This is a genomic window from Streptomyces sp. Go-475, assembly GCF_003330845.1.
Lineage (GTDB): Bacteria > Actinomycetota > Actinomycetes > Streptomycetales > Streptomycetaceae > Streptomyces.
This window is the reverse complement of record NZ_CP026121.1, coordinates 199,391-212,328: the sequence shown is the minus strand read 5'-3', so window position 1 is coordinate 212,328 and position 12,938 is coordinate 199,391. Positions and strand designations below refer to the sequence as shown.

16 protein-coding genes are annotated in these 12,938 nt (G+C 73.3%); 9 read left to right on the top strand and 7 right to left on the bottom strand.

Features of this window, described 5'->3' with window-relative positions; translation table 11 throughout:
* Positions 1-12: 12 nt before the first annotated feature.
* Positions 13-363 carry a DUF488 family protein gene (locus C1703_RS00990; protein ID WP_114250066.1) on the bottom strand — a complete coding sequence of 117 codons (351 nt, stop codon included), beginning with the start codon at positions 361-363 and terminating at the stop codon, positions 13-15.
* 149 nt (positions 364-512) lie between these two features.
* On the opposite strand from C1703_RS00990, the gene C1703_RS00985 reads away from it, so the two are divergent.
* Positions 513-956: a DUF6098 family protein gene (locus C1703_RS00985; protein WP_114250065.1), complete on the top strand. Its 444-nt coding sequence runs from the start codon at positions 513-515 to the stop codon at positions 954-956.
* 66 nt (positions 957-1,022) lie between these two features.
* On the opposite strand, the gene C1703_RS00980 is transcribed toward C1703_RS00985, so the two are convergent.
* Positions 1,023-1,274, bottom strand: coding sequence for a WhiB family transcriptional regulator (locus C1703_RS00980; protein WP_114257228.1), 252 nt, complete (start codon positions 1,272-1,274; stop codon positions 1,023-1,025).
* 101 nt (positions 1,275-1,375) lie between these two features.
* Positions 1,376-2,593 carry a saccharopine dehydrogenase C-terminal domain-containing protein gene (locus tag C1703_RS00975; protein ID WP_114250064.1) on the bottom strand — a complete coding sequence of 406 codons (1,218 nt, stop codon included), beginning with the start codon at positions 2,591-2,593 and terminating at the stop codon, positions 1,376-1,378.
* A 103-nt stretch (positions 2,594-2,696) separates the two neighbouring features.
* Between C1703_RS00975 and C1703_RS00970 the strand changes: the two genes are divergently transcribed.
* A complete protein-coding gene (locus C1703_RS00970; RefSeq protein WP_114250063.1) occupies positions 2,697-3,416 on the top strand; it encodes a TetR/AcrR family transcriptional regulator in 720 nt (239 codons plus the stop codon).
* Between the two features lie 56 nt (positions 3,417-3,472).
* Here C1703_RS00970 and C1703_RS00965 read toward each other — a convergent pair whose 3' ends face one another.
* On the bottom strand, positions 3,473-4,372 hold the full coding sequence (locus C1703_RS00965) for a LysR family transcriptional regulator ArgP (RefSeq protein ID WP_114250062.1): 900 nt from the start codon (positions 4,370-4,372) through the stop codon (positions 3,473-3,475).
* Positions 4,373-4,441: 69 nt separating this feature from the next.
* Here C1703_RS00965 and C1703_RS00960 point away from each other — a divergent pair, with 69 nt between their 5' ends.
* Both C1703_RS00960 and C1703_RS00955 read left to right on the top strand, forming a co-directional pair.
* Entirely contained in the window at positions 4,442-5,059 is a 618-nt protein-coding gene (locus C1703_RS00960) for a LysE/ArgO family amino acid transporter (RefSeq protein ID WP_114250061.1), read from the top strand.
* 83 nt (positions 5,060-5,142) lie between these two features.
* Entirely contained in the window at positions 5,143-6,435 is a 1,293-nt protein-coding gene (locus C1703_RS00955; protein WP_114250060.1) for an MFS transporter, read from the top strand.
* A 13-nt stretch (positions 6,436-6,448) separates the two neighbouring features.
* Here C1703_RS00955 and C1703_RS00950 read toward each other — a convergent pair whose 3' ends face one another.
* The 3 genes from C1703_RS00950 to C1703_RS00940 all read right to left on the bottom strand — a co-directional run bounded on the left by C1703_RS00950 (position 6,449) and on the right by C1703_RS00940 (position 8,942).
* Positions 6,449-6,904, bottom strand: coding sequence for a cyclic nucleotide-binding domain-containing protein (locus tag C1703_RS00950; protein WP_114250059.1), 456 nt, complete (start codon positions 6,902-6,904; stop codon positions 6,449-6,451).
* Positions 6,905-7,172: 268 nt separating this feature from the next.
* A complete protein-coding gene (locus tag C1703_RS00945) occupies positions 7,173-8,651 on the bottom strand; it encodes an ornithine decarboxylase (protein ID WP_114250058.1) in 1,479 nt (492 codons plus the stop codon).
* 69 nt (positions 8,652-8,720) lie between these two features.
* Entirely contained in the window at positions 8,721-8,942 is a 222-nt protein-coding gene (locus tag C1703_RS00940) for a hypothetical protein (protein WP_114250057.1), read from the bottom strand.
* A gap of 270 nt (positions 8,943-9,212) precedes the next feature.
* On the opposite strand from C1703_RS00940, the gene C1703_RS00935 reads away from it, so the two are divergent.
* From C1703_RS00935 to C1703_RS00915, 5 genes are all read left to right on the top strand, one after another.
* The gene (locus C1703_RS00935) at positions 9,213-9,647 is read left to right on the top strand and encodes an ATP-binding protein (protein WP_114250056.1); all 435 of its coding nucleotides are present in this window, start codon (positions 9,213-9,215) and stop codon (positions 9,645-9,647) included.
* A 199-nt stretch (positions 9,648-9,846) separates the two neighbouring features.
* On the top strand, positions 9,847-10,710 hold the full coding sequence (locus C1703_RS00930; RefSeq protein ID WP_114250055.1) for an RNA polymerase sigma factor SigF: 864 nt from the start codon (positions 9,847-9,849) through the stop codon (positions 10,708-10,710).
* A gap of 27 nt (positions 10,711-10,737) precedes the next feature.
* Entirely contained in the window at positions 10,738-11,001 is a 264-nt protein-coding gene (locus C1703_RS00925) for a DUF5133 domain-containing protein (protein ID WP_114250054.1), read from the top strand.
* A 114-nt stretch (positions 11,002-11,115) separates the two neighbouring features.
* A complete protein-coding gene (locus C1703_RS00920; RefSeq protein ID WP_114250053.1) occupies positions 11,116-11,970 on the top strand; it encodes an ANTAR domain-containing protein in 855 nt (284 codons plus the stop codon).
* Positions 11,971-12,091: 121 nt separating this feature from the next.
* Positions 12,092-12,928 (top strand): DUF1206 domain-containing protein, encoded by an 837-nt coding sequence (locus C1703_RS00915; protein ID WP_114257227.1) that lies wholly within the window; start codon positions 12,092-12,094, stop codon positions 12,926-12,928.
* Positions 12,929-12,938 lie beyond the last annotated feature (10 nt).

Genomic DNA, 12,938 nt, shown 5'->3' with positions numbered 1-12,938 from the left:
CGGCCCGTCCCCTCACGCCTCAAGGAGGCGGGCCAGGACCGCGGCGTGACTCCGCTCCGGCGTCTTCGACGCGGTCAGCAGGGTCACGTCGCCCGCGCGGGCCAGCTCCCGCACCCGGTCGAGGGCCTCGGCCGCCTCGTCGCCGGCCAGCTCCGCCTCGTACCGCCCGGTGAACTCCTCGTACGAGCCCTCGCCCGCGTGGTACCAGCGGCGCAGCTCCGTCGACGGGGTGATCTCCTTGGGCCACTCGTCCACCCGGGCCGCGTCCTTCGCCAGGCCGCGCGGCCACAGCCGGTCGACCAGGACACGCACACCGTCCTCCGGCTCGGGCGGATCGTAGACGCGGCGTACGCGAACGCTCATGCTCGGCCCCTTCTGCGACGGACGGGTGTGCCGCGAGCGTAACCCCGACCGGGTGCCGGCACCCGTCGCGCCGAACGGGCCGTTCCGATTCCGCTCGCGCCGGGCGGGTACTCCGTCCGCCTGACGGCGTCGAGGGAGGAGGTCACGACATGAGTGGATCGGACGACCTGCCGGTCGTGCGCACGCTCGCCGAACTCACGGAGCTGGTCGAGCGGCACCAGGGCCTGTACGTCCGCTGGTCGCGCGGCCCGGGGACCGATCTCCGCGACGTGTCCAGCACGGACGACCTGACGGGCGTGTCCATGCCGGGTTTGTCCGCCAACCCGCTCGATGTGGAGGAGTGGTGGGCGGACCGGCCCGTCCGGGTGTGGGTGGCGCGCCGCCTGCACGACTACGCCCACCTGCCGCACGACAAGGGGCCCGGTGTCCACCCGTGGGTGCTGGCGGGCAAGGAGACCGCACGCGGGCCCGACAACGAACCGCTGGTCGCCGACGTCCGGCCGATGTGCCGGCTCGACCAGCAGGTGATCGACGAGGCGAAGGCGGAGGTGGACCGGCAGGAGAACCCCTGGGGGACGCTGCGTCGCAGCTGACGCCCCAGGGGTTCGGCGGGCGGATCACCCGCTGGGTCCGGCGGACCCAGCGGGCTCCGGCGGGTGTCAGCCGGAGCGGCGCCGGGCGGCCGCGCGCCGCTTCAGGGCACGCCGTTCCGTCTCGCTGGTGCCGCCCCACACGCCGATGGACTGCCCCGTGTCCAGCGCCCACTGCAGGCACTCCTCCTGGACGGGGCAGCGTCGGCACACCGCCTTGGCCTGTTCCGTCTGGAGCAGGGCCGGGCCGGAGGTGCCGATCGGGAAGAAGAGCTCGGGGTCCTCGTGCCGGCAGGCAGAGTGGTCTCGCCAGTTGTCCATGGAAGTCACCTGCATCGCAGTAGAAACGTGCTTGTCCGGATGCTTACTCCTTTTCGGGTCACCTGTCGACGCCTGGTGAAACAGCGCCTTCCCGGACACGCTCATTGCTCGCGCATGCCCCAGGGGGATCCGTACGCCGTCAGCAGGTCCAGGAACGGGCGGGCCGGGAACGCCTCCGGTCCGAGCACGCCCGCTCCCGACCAGGCGCCCGTGGCGAGGAGTTCGAGCGCGACCACGGGATTGACGGCGGTCTGCCAGACCACGGCCTGGGAGCCGTACTCGGCCATGGACCACTGGTTGTCGACCACGTGGTACAGGTACACCTCACGCGGCCGCCCGTCCTTCACGCCCCGCACCCATGTGCCGGCGCAGGTCTTGCCGCGCATCCGCTCGCCCAGGGCCGCCGGGTCGGGCAGGCACGCGGCGACCACGTCCCGGGGCGAGACCGGCACCGGGCCGTCCGGCCCCGGCACGGTGACCGGGTCGGTGCGGTCCAGGCCCAGCAGGTGCAGCGTCTTCAGCGTCTCGACGAACTCCCGGCCCAGGCCGTACTTGAAGGTGACCCGGCGGGCGTCGACCCAGCGCGGCACGAGGAGCACCTCCTCGTGCTCCACGTTCACGCACTCGACCGGGCCGATGCCCTCGGGGAAGTCGAACACCTCGGGCTCGCTGAAGGGTTCGGTGGTGAACCAGCCCCGGCCGGCCTCGTAGACGACCGGTGGGTTGAGGCACTCCTCGATCGTGGTCCAGATGCTGAACGAGGGGGCGAAGGCGTGCCCGTCGACGGTCAGGTTCGCGCCGTCGCGGATGCCGATCTCCTCGATCTCGTCGAAGAGTTCGTCGGCGGCGTAGCGCGCGAACACGTCCGACAGACCCGGCTCCACGCCCATGCCGACCAGGGCCAGGACGCCCTCCTCCGCCCACCGCGCCGCCTGCGCGAACTGCTCGTCGCCGAGCTTGACCCCGCACTCCGCGTACGGCCGCTCGGCATGCGGGCGGGACAGCGACATCGCCATGTCCAGGTAGGTGGCGCCCGCGGCGCGGGCCGCGCGGAACAGCGGCATCACGAAGCGGGGGTCGGTGGCGTTGAGGAGGACGTCGCAGCGGTGCCGTGCGAGCAGCCGGGCCACCGCCGCCTCGTCACGCGCGTCCACCTCCTCCGCCGTGAAGCGGGCGTCGCCGCCGAGCGCCGCGACCGCCGCCCCGGCCCGCGCCGGGTCGTGATCGGCCACCACCATCGCCTCGAAGAACGGCCGCCGCGCCGCGATCCGGGTGATCGCGCACCCCACGCCACCGGCGCCCACGAGCAGTACACGCATGACAGAAACTCCCTTGTCGCGAAGAACGTGGCGCGCCCTCCGGGGAGATACAACGCGGCCCCCTGTCATAAGGTCAATGGCGTTGGCATAAGGAGGAGTCGTCGTGCCCAAGCGCGTGGTGCCCGAGGAGAAACGCCGCCGGCGCAGGCCCACCAGGAGCGGCACCGTGCTGTCCGAGCGGCTGATCGTCGACACCGCGCTGCGCGTGCTGCGCGAGCACGGCAGCGCCGGACTGACCGCCCGCAGGCTCGGCCTGGCCCTGGACGCCGACCCGAGCACGCTCTACCGGTACTTCCGGGGCATGGACGACCTGACGCTCGCCATCGGCGACGCCCTCATCGGCCAGGCCCTCGACGGCTGGCGGCGCACGGGGGAGTGGCGGGAGGACCTGCTGGCCCTCGGGCTGCGGATCCACGCCGCGTACGTGGCGCACCCGCAGGCGGCGGTGCTCACCGCGAGCCGGGTCTCGGGCCGGGCCAACGAACTCGCCGCCGACGAGGCGGTCCTGGACGTGCTGCGCACCGCGGGCTTCCCGCTGCCGGAGGCGGTGCGCGTCTACCACGCCTTCATCGACACGAGCCTGGCCTTCGCCGCGCTCGACGCCGCCTCGCTGGCCCTGCCGAGCGCCTCGCTCCGGGCCGACGAGGAGATGTGGCGCTCGACCTACGCCCGCCTGCCCGCCACCACCCACCCCCGCATCGCCGAAGCGGCCCCGCTGCTCGCCACCCGCATGCTCACCAGCGCCTGTCCGACGGCCCTTGAGATGCTGCTGGACAGCGCGGCGGCCCGGCTGGGCGACAGCCCCGGCGCGTCAAGGCCGTAGCGCTTTCGCGGTAGTCGACGGCTTCACGCCCGAGTGCTTCCGCGGAGTCGCCGGCATCAAGGCCGCAGCGCCTCCGCGGCGGTCGCCGTCACCGCCTGGGCCACCTGCTGGAGCGCGGGCGAGTCGAGCTTCCACTGCTGCCAGTACAGCGGCACGTCGGTGGCCCGGTCCTCGGCGAGCGGGACGAGCCTGCCGCCGCGCAGCAGGGGCTCCGCCTGGGCCTCGGGCAGCAGGCCCCAGCCCAGTCCGGCCGTGACGGCCGCGGCGAAACCCTCCGAGGTCGGCACGTAGTGCCGCAGCGCGCTCGCGTTGCTCCGCCCCCGGGTGAGCCGGCGGACGAAGTCGTCCTGGAAGTCGTCCCGCCGGTCGAAGGCCACCACGGGAGCGCCGGGCAGCACCTCCTCCAGAGGGCCGCCGAGCCGCCGGGCGGCGAAGCCGGGCGCGGCCACCGGGAGGTAGCGCATCCGCCCGAGAGCCCGTACCGAACAGCCCGGCACGGGATCCGGTGACGAGGTCACCGCCGCCATCACCACCCCCTCCCGCAGCAGTGCCGCCGTGTGGTCCTCGTCCTCCCGGCGCAGCTCGAAGCAGAGCCGCAGCTCCTCCGGCACGCGGCTGAGCACGGGGAGGAACCAGGTGGCCAGCGAGTCCGCGTTCACCGCCACCGACACCCGCGTCGGCTCCCCGGCGCCGCTCAGGCCGAGTTCCGCGTACGCGTCGCGCTCCAGCCGGGCCACCTGGCGGGCCAGCCGCACCAGCACCTCGCCCGACTCCGTCGGCCGCACCGGCTTGGTCCGCAGCAGCAGGACCCGTCCGGTGCGCTGCTCCAGGGCCTTCACGCGCTGGCTGACCGCCGACGGCGTCACGTGCAGCGCGGCCGCCGCCGCGTCGAACGTCCCCTCGTCCACGACGGCGAGCAGGGTCCGCACCTGGTCCAGCGGGAGATCCGTCATCATCACGTGTGCTAATGATACGTAAGAATCTTTAGCTGTACGCGAGACGCCTCCCTCCGTAGCGTCGACGCCATGACCAGCACCTTCACCGCCGGGGCCGCGGGTTTCGGCACCGGCCTGTCCCTCATCGTCGCCATCGGCGCCCAGAACGCCTTCGTCCTGCGCCAGGGGATCCGCCGCCAGGCCGTCCTCGCCGTCGTCGGCATCTGCGCCCTGTCCGACGCCCTGCTCATCGCGCTCGGGGTCGGCGGGGTCGGCGCGGTGGTGGTGACCTGGCCGGGCGCCCTGACGGCCGTGGGCTGGATCGGCGGCGCGTTCCTGCTCGGCTACGGCGCCCTGGCGGCCCGCCGGGTGTTCCGGCCGGACGGCGGCGCGCTGCGCACGGAGGGGGAGGCGGCCGGATCGGCGCGCCGGGCCGTGCTGACCTGCCTGGCGATGACCTGGCTCAACCCGCACGTCTACCTCGACACGGTGTTCCTGCTCGGGTCCGTCGCCGCCGACCACGGCCCGCTGCGCTGGACCTTCGGCCTCGGCGCCGTACTGGCGAGCCTGTGCTGGTTCACCGCCCTCGGCTTCGGCGCGCGGCTGCTCGGCCGGTTCCTCGCCAAGCCCGCCGCCTGGCGCGTCCTGGACGGCCTGGTGGCCGCCACCATGATCGTGCTGGGTGCCCTGCTGATCATCGGAAGCTGAAAAACGGTCGCCCGGTGACCGGCGGTTGGTGCGATAGTGATCCCGCCCAAAAGATGTAGCGAGCATCGAGAAAGCGGCGGCGCGTGGACACGAGTGAGAGCACGACCGGACAGCGGGATCCCGAGGCGGAGGCGCCGAAGCGGCGCGGCTGGCGCCGCTGGGCCATGGACACGCGCCCGCTGCGCCGCCCCGCCTACCGGCGGCTGTGGGTCTCGACGATCGTCACGGCCGTCGGCAGCCAGCTCACCGCCGTCGCCGTGCCCAAGCAGATCTACGACATCACGGGCTCCTCCGCCTGGGTGGGCGCGGCGAGCATGGCGGGCTTCGTGCCCCTGGTCGTGTTCGCGCTGTGGGGCGGGGCGATCGCCGACACCATGGACCGGCGCAAGCTGTTGCTGATCACCAACAGCGGCATCGCCGTCACCTCGCTGCTGTTCTGGCTCCAGGCCTTCGCGGGCCTGGAGTCGGTGGCCGCGCTCATGGTGCTGCTCGCGCTGCAGCAGGCCTTCTGGGGCCTGAACGCACCGGCCCGCAACGCCTCCATCGCCCGGCTGGTCCCGGCCGGCGAGCTCCCCGCGGCCAACGCCCTCGGCTCGACCGTGATGCAGACCGGCCAGGTGGCCGGGCCCCTGCTCGCCGGTGCCCTCATCCCCGTCGTCGGCCTGCCCGAGCTGTACCTCATCGACGCCCTGGCGCTGTGCGTCACGGTGTGGGCGGTGTACCGGCTGCCGTCGTTGCCGCCCCTGGCCGGCACGGCGCTCCGGCGCGCGGGCGTGAAGGAGATCGCGGCCGGTTTCCGCTACATCTCCGGGCACACCGTGCTGCTGCTGTCCTTCCTCGCCGACATCGTCGCCATGGTCCTCGGCATGCCCCGAGCCCTCTTCCCGCAGCTCGCCGCGCAGACCTACGCCCCGTACGGCGAGGGGCTCGCGCTGGGCCTGCTGTTCGCGGCGATCCCCATCGGCGCGGTGCTCGGCGGACTGTTCTCCGGCACCTTCTCCCGGGCCCGGCGGCACGGCTTGATGGTCATCGGGGCGGTCGTCGTCTGGGGCGTGGCCATCACCGGCTTCGGACTGAGCTCCAGCCTGTGGGTCGCGGTGGCGTTCCTCGTCGTCGCCGGGGTGGCCGACATGGTCTCGATGGTCTTCCGCGGGGTGATCCTGCTGTCCGCCGCCACCGACGAGATGCGGGGACGCATGCAGGGCGTCTTCACCGTCGTCGTGGCGGGCGGCCCGCGCCTGGCCGACGTGCTGCACGGCACCGCGGGCTCCGCCTTCGGCCCCCGCACCGCCGTCGCGGGCGGCGGACTGCTGGTCGTCTTCGTGATGCTGGCCCTGGCCGCCGCGGTACCGGCGCTGCGCCGCTACCGGGTCTGAGGGGTCCGAGGCATCACAGCGCCCCGCGCCGGTGCAGCGTGTACTGCTCCATCAGCTTGCCCCGGGTCATCTCCAGCCGGTGCGCGAGCACCTCGGCGACGTTCCGCACCAGCGTGAGCCCCAGCTGCGGATCCTCCTCGCACAGCCGCAGCACGGCCCCCGCGTCGAACTCGTACGCCCGCACCGGGCTGAACGCCACCGCCCCGAAGTCCCAGGTGTAGGGCGGGAACAGCCAGGACCAGCCGAGCAGGTCGCCGGCGCCCAGGTTGGCCACGGTGACCCGTTGCAGCGAGTTGACCTGCTGGTCCAGGGAGACGGCGCCGGAGCGGATGACCCAGAAGCGGTCGGCCGTGCCGTCCGCCTCGAAGATCCGGGCGTCCTCGGCGAAGGACACCTCCCGGCTGAGTGCCATCAGGCGCTCGCGCTGGGGCGGAGGCAGGGCGGTCAGGAGTTTGATCGCTTTGGTCATGACGCGGAGCCTTTCGCCGGGCGGTCGACTACCGGTGCTTTCCCTACGCCCATTTCAGCGGCTGGCGGGCCCCCGGGCACCTCGGCGTGCCCGACTTTCCCGGGGCATGAGAAAGCCCTGGCTGGACGGGGGAAACCAGCCAGGGCCGTAAGCGGTGGTGCGCGGAGGACGGCGGTCGACTCCGTCACCACGTATGAATGAACGGTAAACCATCCGGCGCGGCGTACGAACGGCGGAAACCGGTTGCGTGACCTGTTTCACTCGGGTGTCACCGCGTCTGCTCCGCGACCACCCGGATCGTCTCCAACTCCGGGTCCGTCGGGTCGGGGAGGTGCATGCCCGCCTCCAGCCCCGTGCGCAGATACGCCAGCACCGGCTCCGTGAGGCGCTCGCCGGGAAGGACCGCCGGGATGCCCGGGGGATACGGCGTGATCATCTCCGCCGCGACCCGTCCCGCCGCCCGCGCCACCGGCACGTCCTCGGCCGGGCCGAAGAACGCGTCGCGGGGCAGCACCGCCTGCTCCATCCGCAGCCCCGCCGGCGACGGCACCTCCACCCGCGGCGCCCGGGGCAGGTCCCGCGCGGCGCGCGCGAGGTCCCGCAGCGCCTCCAGCAGTTCCCCGGTCGTCTCCCGGTCGTCGCCATGGGTGATCTGCGCGCCGATACGGCGGTGGTCCACCAGATGCGCGTCGATGTGCCGGTGCTCGCGCAGCCAGTCCGCCGCCTGGAAGCCCGTGATGCCCAGCCCCGTGAGGTCGATGACGCCCGGCAGCGGGTCGAGGTCGTCGGACAGCCCCGGGCCGCAGAAGTCGTCCCGGCCGTTGACGTGCAGCCCGTCGATCCCCTCGATGGCGGCCCGCACCTCGGCCGCGAGGTCCAGCGCCCCGCCCATCAGCTCCTTGCCGTGCAGCGCCATCTGCCGCCGCCAGCCGTCCAGGCCCGCGAAGATCAGCGACGACGGGCTCGTGGTGCCCAGCAGATCGGCCCGCATCCCCAGCAGCGCCGGCGGGACCAGGTCGCCCTGGAGGTGGAAGACGGAACCCTGCTCCAGACCGCTGCCCATCTTGTGGATGCTGGTCACACAGATGTCCGCGCCCGCGTCCATCGCCCAGGACGGCAGGTCGGGATGGAACGGCAGATGCGCGCCCCAGGCCTCGTCCACGATCAGCGGCCGCGAGCGCCGGTGGCACACCTCGGCGACCGCCCGCAGATCCGCGCAGCCGCCGTACGGCGTGGGGCTCGTGATCAGGGCGCCCCGCGCGTCCGGATGGGCCTCGAAGGCCCGGTCGAAGTCCTCGGCGGACGGCGGATGGGCCAGATGCCGCTCGGCGTCCCAGCGGGGCTCGACCCAGACCGGCTCGATACCGGAGATGATCAGCCCCGCCACCACCGACTTGTGGGCATCACGCCCGATCAGCAGCTTCTCGTGCGGCCCCGCCACCGACAGCATCGCCGCCTTCACCGACAGGGAACTCCCGCACGTGCTGAAGAACGTGTGCTCCGCGTGCACCGCGTCGGCCATCAGCTCCTGCGCGCGCCGCAGCACCCGGCCCCGGGTGAGCCGGTCGTCCAGACCGCCCGAGGCGAGCACGTCCCCCAGGAACACCGCGTCACCGAGGACCTCGCGGACCTCCGGGTCGGCGCCGCGGGCCTGCTTGTGCCCCGGCGGCGTGAACGACAGATGCCCCTTGCAGCGGTACGCCTCCAGGGCTTCCAGGACCGGTGCTTCGGTGTGGTCGACTGTCATGCGCACCCGGGTTCCCGGCACCGGCCCCGGCAATCAGCCGGGCCGCGCACCTGACCCGGCCCCGCCCGGTCAGCCCTCCGCCGTGTGTTTGCCCGGGGTCACGATCTCGTCCAGCACGGTCAGCACCGCCTCGTACGACATCCGCCGCACCGTCGCGTCCCGGGCGCCCTGCGGGTCGGTCGCCCCCAGTTCCTCGCTCCTGCTCCGCCACGCACGCTCCTCCCGCACCGCGCAGTCCCTCGCGCGCTGGATGCGCCGCAGCAGTTCATCGGAATCCACCACATCGGTCATGCGCTCCGCGTACCCCGACGGCGCGCGGAGATGGCACCCGACTCACGGCCGTTCGAGGTGTTCTCGCGGCTTCTGCGCCTGCCGGAGGTTTGCAGGTGCGGGGAGAGGTGAGCCGAAGAGAGAGACCCGCGGCGCTCGCGCGGTGCGCGCCCCGAACGCCGCGGCAGGTTGAGGAAGCAGCGGGTCCGCGGGCCCAGGTGTGCCCGTGCGGGCGGCCGCGGAACGCGCTCCGGATCCGGCTTCCGTCTTCACCGACCAGGGAGCTGCAGGATGTGCGAGGAGCACATGATCGAATCCGTATTCGAGCCGCCCGGCGCGAACCGGGCCCGGCCGTGCAAACCCGCCGAGGCGCGCCGGGCGGTGGAGCGCGCCGTGGCCGAACGGTGCCGTGCCACCCACACCCCGTGCGACGCGGACGCCCTGTCCGACGCGCTGCTCGTGGCCTCGGAGCTGACCACCAACGCGATCCTGCACGGCGGCGGCGTCACCGACTTCCAGGTGGACATCGACGGCCCCGGCGTGCGCGTCTCGGTGAGCGACCGCAGCGACGAACTGCCCGTGACCCCGCCCCGCGCCGATCCGCACGGACGGCTGCGGCACGGCGGCCACGGCTGGCCCATCGTCTGCCGGCTCTCCCGCGACGTCCGCGTGTCGGACCTGCCCGCCGGCGGCAAGTGCATCACCGCCGTCGTACCCCTGTCCTGAGCAGCCGTGACAAGGTCCCCGGCAGATTGCGAAGCAAAGCGGAGTTTGTTCCACCGGTGGCAGGGCAGACGCAGTTTCGTGCTTCGGACCGGAGGCGCGCCAGCGGGAGCGGTATGACTGCCCCGGAGGCCGTCGAGGCGATCCGGGCGTGACCCTCCCGCGGTAAGTCCCTGAAACGACCGTTCAGGAGCGTATCCGCATGCTCATCGAAACGCCCACCAACCGTCCCGGCACGCCCGAAACGCCGACCACCGCCTCGCGGCGGCGCCACGACGACGCCCCCGACACCGCGGCCCTGTTCGCCCGTATGGCGGAGCTGGAGGAGGGTCCCGAGCGGGAAGCCGTCCGCGACGAGCTCGTCACGCTGTGGCTCCCCATGGCCCACCGCATCGCCGGCCGCTTCCGCGACCGCGGAGAGTCGATCGAGGACCTCCGTCAGGTGGCCGCCCTGGGACTCGTCAAGGCCATCGACCGGTTCGACCCGAGCCGGGGTGCCTTCGAGAGCTACGCCGTGCCCACCATCACCGGCGAGGTCAAGCGTCACTTCCGGGACCGCATGTGGGCCCTGCGAGTCCCCCGCCGGGTGCAGGAACTGCGCAACAAGGTGCGGGTGGCCCGCCGTGAACTGACCCAGAACCCGGGCAGCCCCGAGCCCTCCGTGGCGGACATCGCCACCCACACCGGCCTCACCGAGGAAGAGGTCAGCGCCGGGCTCGAGGCCCTGGACAGCTTCAGCACCCTGTCGCTGGACGCCGAGCTCTCGGCCGACGACGACGGCTACAGCCTCGCCGACACCCTCGGCGCGGCCGACTCGTCCTTCGACACCGTCGTCGACCGCGAGTCCGCCAAGGAGGGCCTGCGCCGCCTGCCGGAACGCGAGCGGGCCATCCTCTACATGCGGTTCTTCGAGGACATGACCCAGAGCCGCATCGCCGACCGCCTCGGCATCTCCCAGATGCACGTCTCCCGCCTCATCAGCCGCAGCTGCGCCCGCGTGCGCGACGAGGTCCTGGGGCAGCGGACGGGCAACCGGGGCACCGGCGGCACCTCCACCACGGCCTGACCCCCCACCCCACGAGGAGCGAACGACATGCTGAGGCCCCATCCAGCCGTGCTGCGCCGCCTGGTCGACGAGTACGAGGCGCTGACGGCCGCCGAGGGCGCGCGCGGACCGGCCGAGCAGAACCCGCGGGCACGCGACCTGGCGTACACGCTGTGCGTGTCCACCGGCACCCGGGACGTCCGGCGCGCCCTGGAGGCAGCTCGCCAGTGGCTCGCGGCCGCACCCGCACCGGCCGCCGAGACCGCTCCCCTGGCCGCCGCACAGCACGTCCCGGTCACGGAGAACGCCTGACCGGAGTGTGTGCCTGACGCGACGGGGAAGGCGAGAGGCGAACCAGGGCCCGGGCCGACGGCGGCAAGCCGTCGGCCCGGGCCCGTCTGTCGCCGAGCAGAACCTGGGAGCCACATGTCGACAGCGGGGCGGACGACCGACGACGACGGCGAGCTGGAGCGCCTGCGCGCCCAGGTGCGCGACCTGCGGGCCCGGGCCCGCGCGTACCCGCTGATCTCACAGGCGCAGGGCATGCTCCGGGAGCGGTACGAGCTGCCCGACGGGGAGAGCGCCTTCGCGCTGATGCAGCGGGCGTCCCAGCGGTACAACGTCAAGCTGCGGACGCTGGCGGGCGTCCTGGTCACCGCACCGCGCCCCGACGGCAGGGAGCAGCTGTGGTTCCCGCGCCGCGTCCGGCAGCCGGAACCGGAGCTGACCTTCACCACGGCCCACCGCTCCGGCTCGGGCAGCCGCGGTGCCGTGCTGAAGGCCGTGCTGAACCGCACGCTTGAGGTGACCGGCACCGACATGGGCAACGTCCAGCTCCCCGACCGGGCCAGCGGCGGCCTGCGCATCGAGGAGCACACCGGGCTCACACCCGACTTCATCGACTTCTTCGCCCACGTCGGCGAGGACGGCACGGCCTGCGCGAAGGCCGCCCGGGACCTCGCCCAGGTCACCGTGCGGGAGGTGGAGAGCGACCCGGTGTTCACCGAGCCCGCCCGGCGGGCCATCCTCGCGGCCGGCAGCAGGGCCTGCCACAGCGTCCCGCTGACGACCGCGTCCGGGCTGTGCGTCGGCATGGTCTCGGCCCACCTGGACCGGCCCCTCCGCGGCCTGACGGCGGCCCAGACCAAGACCCTCGGCACCATGGGCGCAGAAGCGGGCCGCTGGCTCGCCTGGCACGACCGCACGGTGGTCCTGGACGCCCTGGAGTACCTGCACGCCCTGGGCCGCTCCGGCCGGGGCTCACGACTGCGGCGGTCCTGAGCCCGGCGACGGACGCGGCGGGGGAAGAGCGGGCCCGGCGCTGACCGGAACCCCCTGGTCCGGAGGCCGGGCCGGGTGTGTGACGGCCGAGCCGGGGCATCCGGAGGGCCGGGAGGTCGACATGGACACGAGTGCGTTGGCACAAGGTCGGTTCCGGGCCCGGCGAGCGGCGCGGGGTTCGGTGACCGAGGGGGCGGCCCGGGCGGGACTCGCCGCCCGGGGCGTGATCTATCTGCTCGTCGGTGCCCTGGCCCTGCAGATCGCCTTCGGCGACACCGGCGAGCAGGCCGACCGCGGGGGAGCACTGGCGGAACTGTCGCAGAAGCCGTTCGGCGCGGTGCTGCTGTGGGCGCTGGGCATCGGGCTCGTCGGCATGGCCCTGTGGCGGCTGTCCGAGGCGCTCTTCGGCTCCGTCGGGCAGGACGGCCGCAGCGCCCGCAAGCGGCTGCTGGCGACGGTCCGCTTCGCCTTCTACGTCTTCGTCGCCTACTCCGTGCTGTCCTTCGCGATGAGCCGCGACCAGAGCGGCGGCGGCTCCAGCGACCGGCAGTCCCGGGACGCCACCGCCAGGGTCCTGGAGATTCCCGCCGGCCAGTGGCTGGTCGGCGCGGCCGGGATCGCGATCATCGCCGCGGGCGGCTGGATCGGCGTACGGGCGGTGCTGCGCAAGTACCACGACAAGCTCCGGCTGGGACAGATGAGCCACCGCACCCGGCAGCTGGTGGACGTCACCGGCGTGGCCGGCGGCGCCGCCCGCGGGCTCGTCTTCGCCATGGCCGGCGTCTTCGCGGTACGCGCCGCCGTCGACTACGCACCCGACCGGGCCAAGGGCCTGGACGACACCCTGCGCAGCTTCGCTGACACCCCGCTCGGCCCCTGGCTGCTGGTCTGCGTCGCGGCCGGGCTCGTGCTGTTCGGTGTGTTCTCCTTCGCCATGGCCCGCTGGCGACGCGTCTGAGCCGCGTCGT

What these genes read in the sequence shown, in the direction of transcription:
- C1703_RS00990 (WP_114250066.1), bottom strand. Translation starts at nt 363, where the DNA reads ATGAGCGTTCGCGTACGCCGCGTCTACGATCCGCCCGAGCCGGAGGAC.
- C1703_RS00985 (WP_114250065.1), top strand. Translation starts at nt 513, where the DNA reads ATGAGTGGATCGGACGACCTGCCGGTCGTGCGCACGCTCGCCGAACTC.
- C1703_RS00980 (WP_114257228.1), bottom strand. Translation starts at nt 1,274, where the DNA reads ATGGACAACTGGCGAGACCACTCTGCCTGCCGGCACGAGGACCCCGAG.
- C1703_RS00975 (WP_114250064.1), bottom strand. Translation starts at nt 2,593, where the DNA reads ATGCGTGTACTGCTCGTGGGCGCCGGTGGCGTGGGGTGCGCGATCACC.
- C1703_RS00965 (WP_114250062.1), bottom strand. Translation starts at nt 4,372, where the DNA reads ATGATGACGGATCTCCCGCTGGACCAGGTGCGGACCCTGCTCGCCGTC.
- C1703_RS00960 (WP_114250061.1), top strand. Translation starts at nt 4,442, where the DNA reads ATGACCAGCACCTTCACCGCCGGGGCCGCGGGTTTCGGCACCGGCCTG.
- C1703_RS00950 (WP_114250059.1), bottom strand. Translation starts at nt 6,904, where the DNA reads ATGACCAAAGCGATCAAACTCCTGACCGCCCTGCCTCCGCCCCAGCGC.
- C1703_RS00945 (WP_114250058.1), bottom strand. Translation starts at nt 8,651, where the DNA reads ATGACAGTCGACCACACCGAAGCACCGGTCCTGGAAGCCCTGGAGGCG.
- C1703_RS00940 (WP_114250057.1), bottom strand. Translation starts at nt 8,942, where the DNA reads ATGACCGATGTGGTGGATTCCGATGAACTGCTGCGGCGCATCCAGCGC.
- C1703_RS00935 (WP_114250056.1), top strand. Translation starts at nt 9,213, where the DNA reads ATGTGCGAGGAGCACATGATCGAATCCGTATTCGAGCCGCCCGGCGCG.
- C1703_RS00930 (WP_114250055.1), top strand. Translation starts at nt 9,847, where the DNA reads ATGCTCATCGAAACGCCCACCAACCGTCCCGGCACGCCCGAAACGCCG.
- C1703_RS00925 (WP_114250054.1), top strand. Translation starts at nt 10,738, where the DNA reads ATGCTGAGGCCCCATCCAGCCGTGCTGCGCCGCCTGGTCGACGAGTAC.
- C1703_RS00920 (WP_114250053.1), top strand. Translation starts at nt 11,116, where the DNA reads ATGTCGACAGCGGGGCGGACGACCGACGACGACGGCGAGCTGGAGCGC.
- C1703_RS00915 (WP_114257227.1), top strand. Translation starts at nt 12,092, where the DNA reads ATGGACACGAGTGCGTTGGCACAAGGTCGGTTCCGGGCCCGGCGAGCG.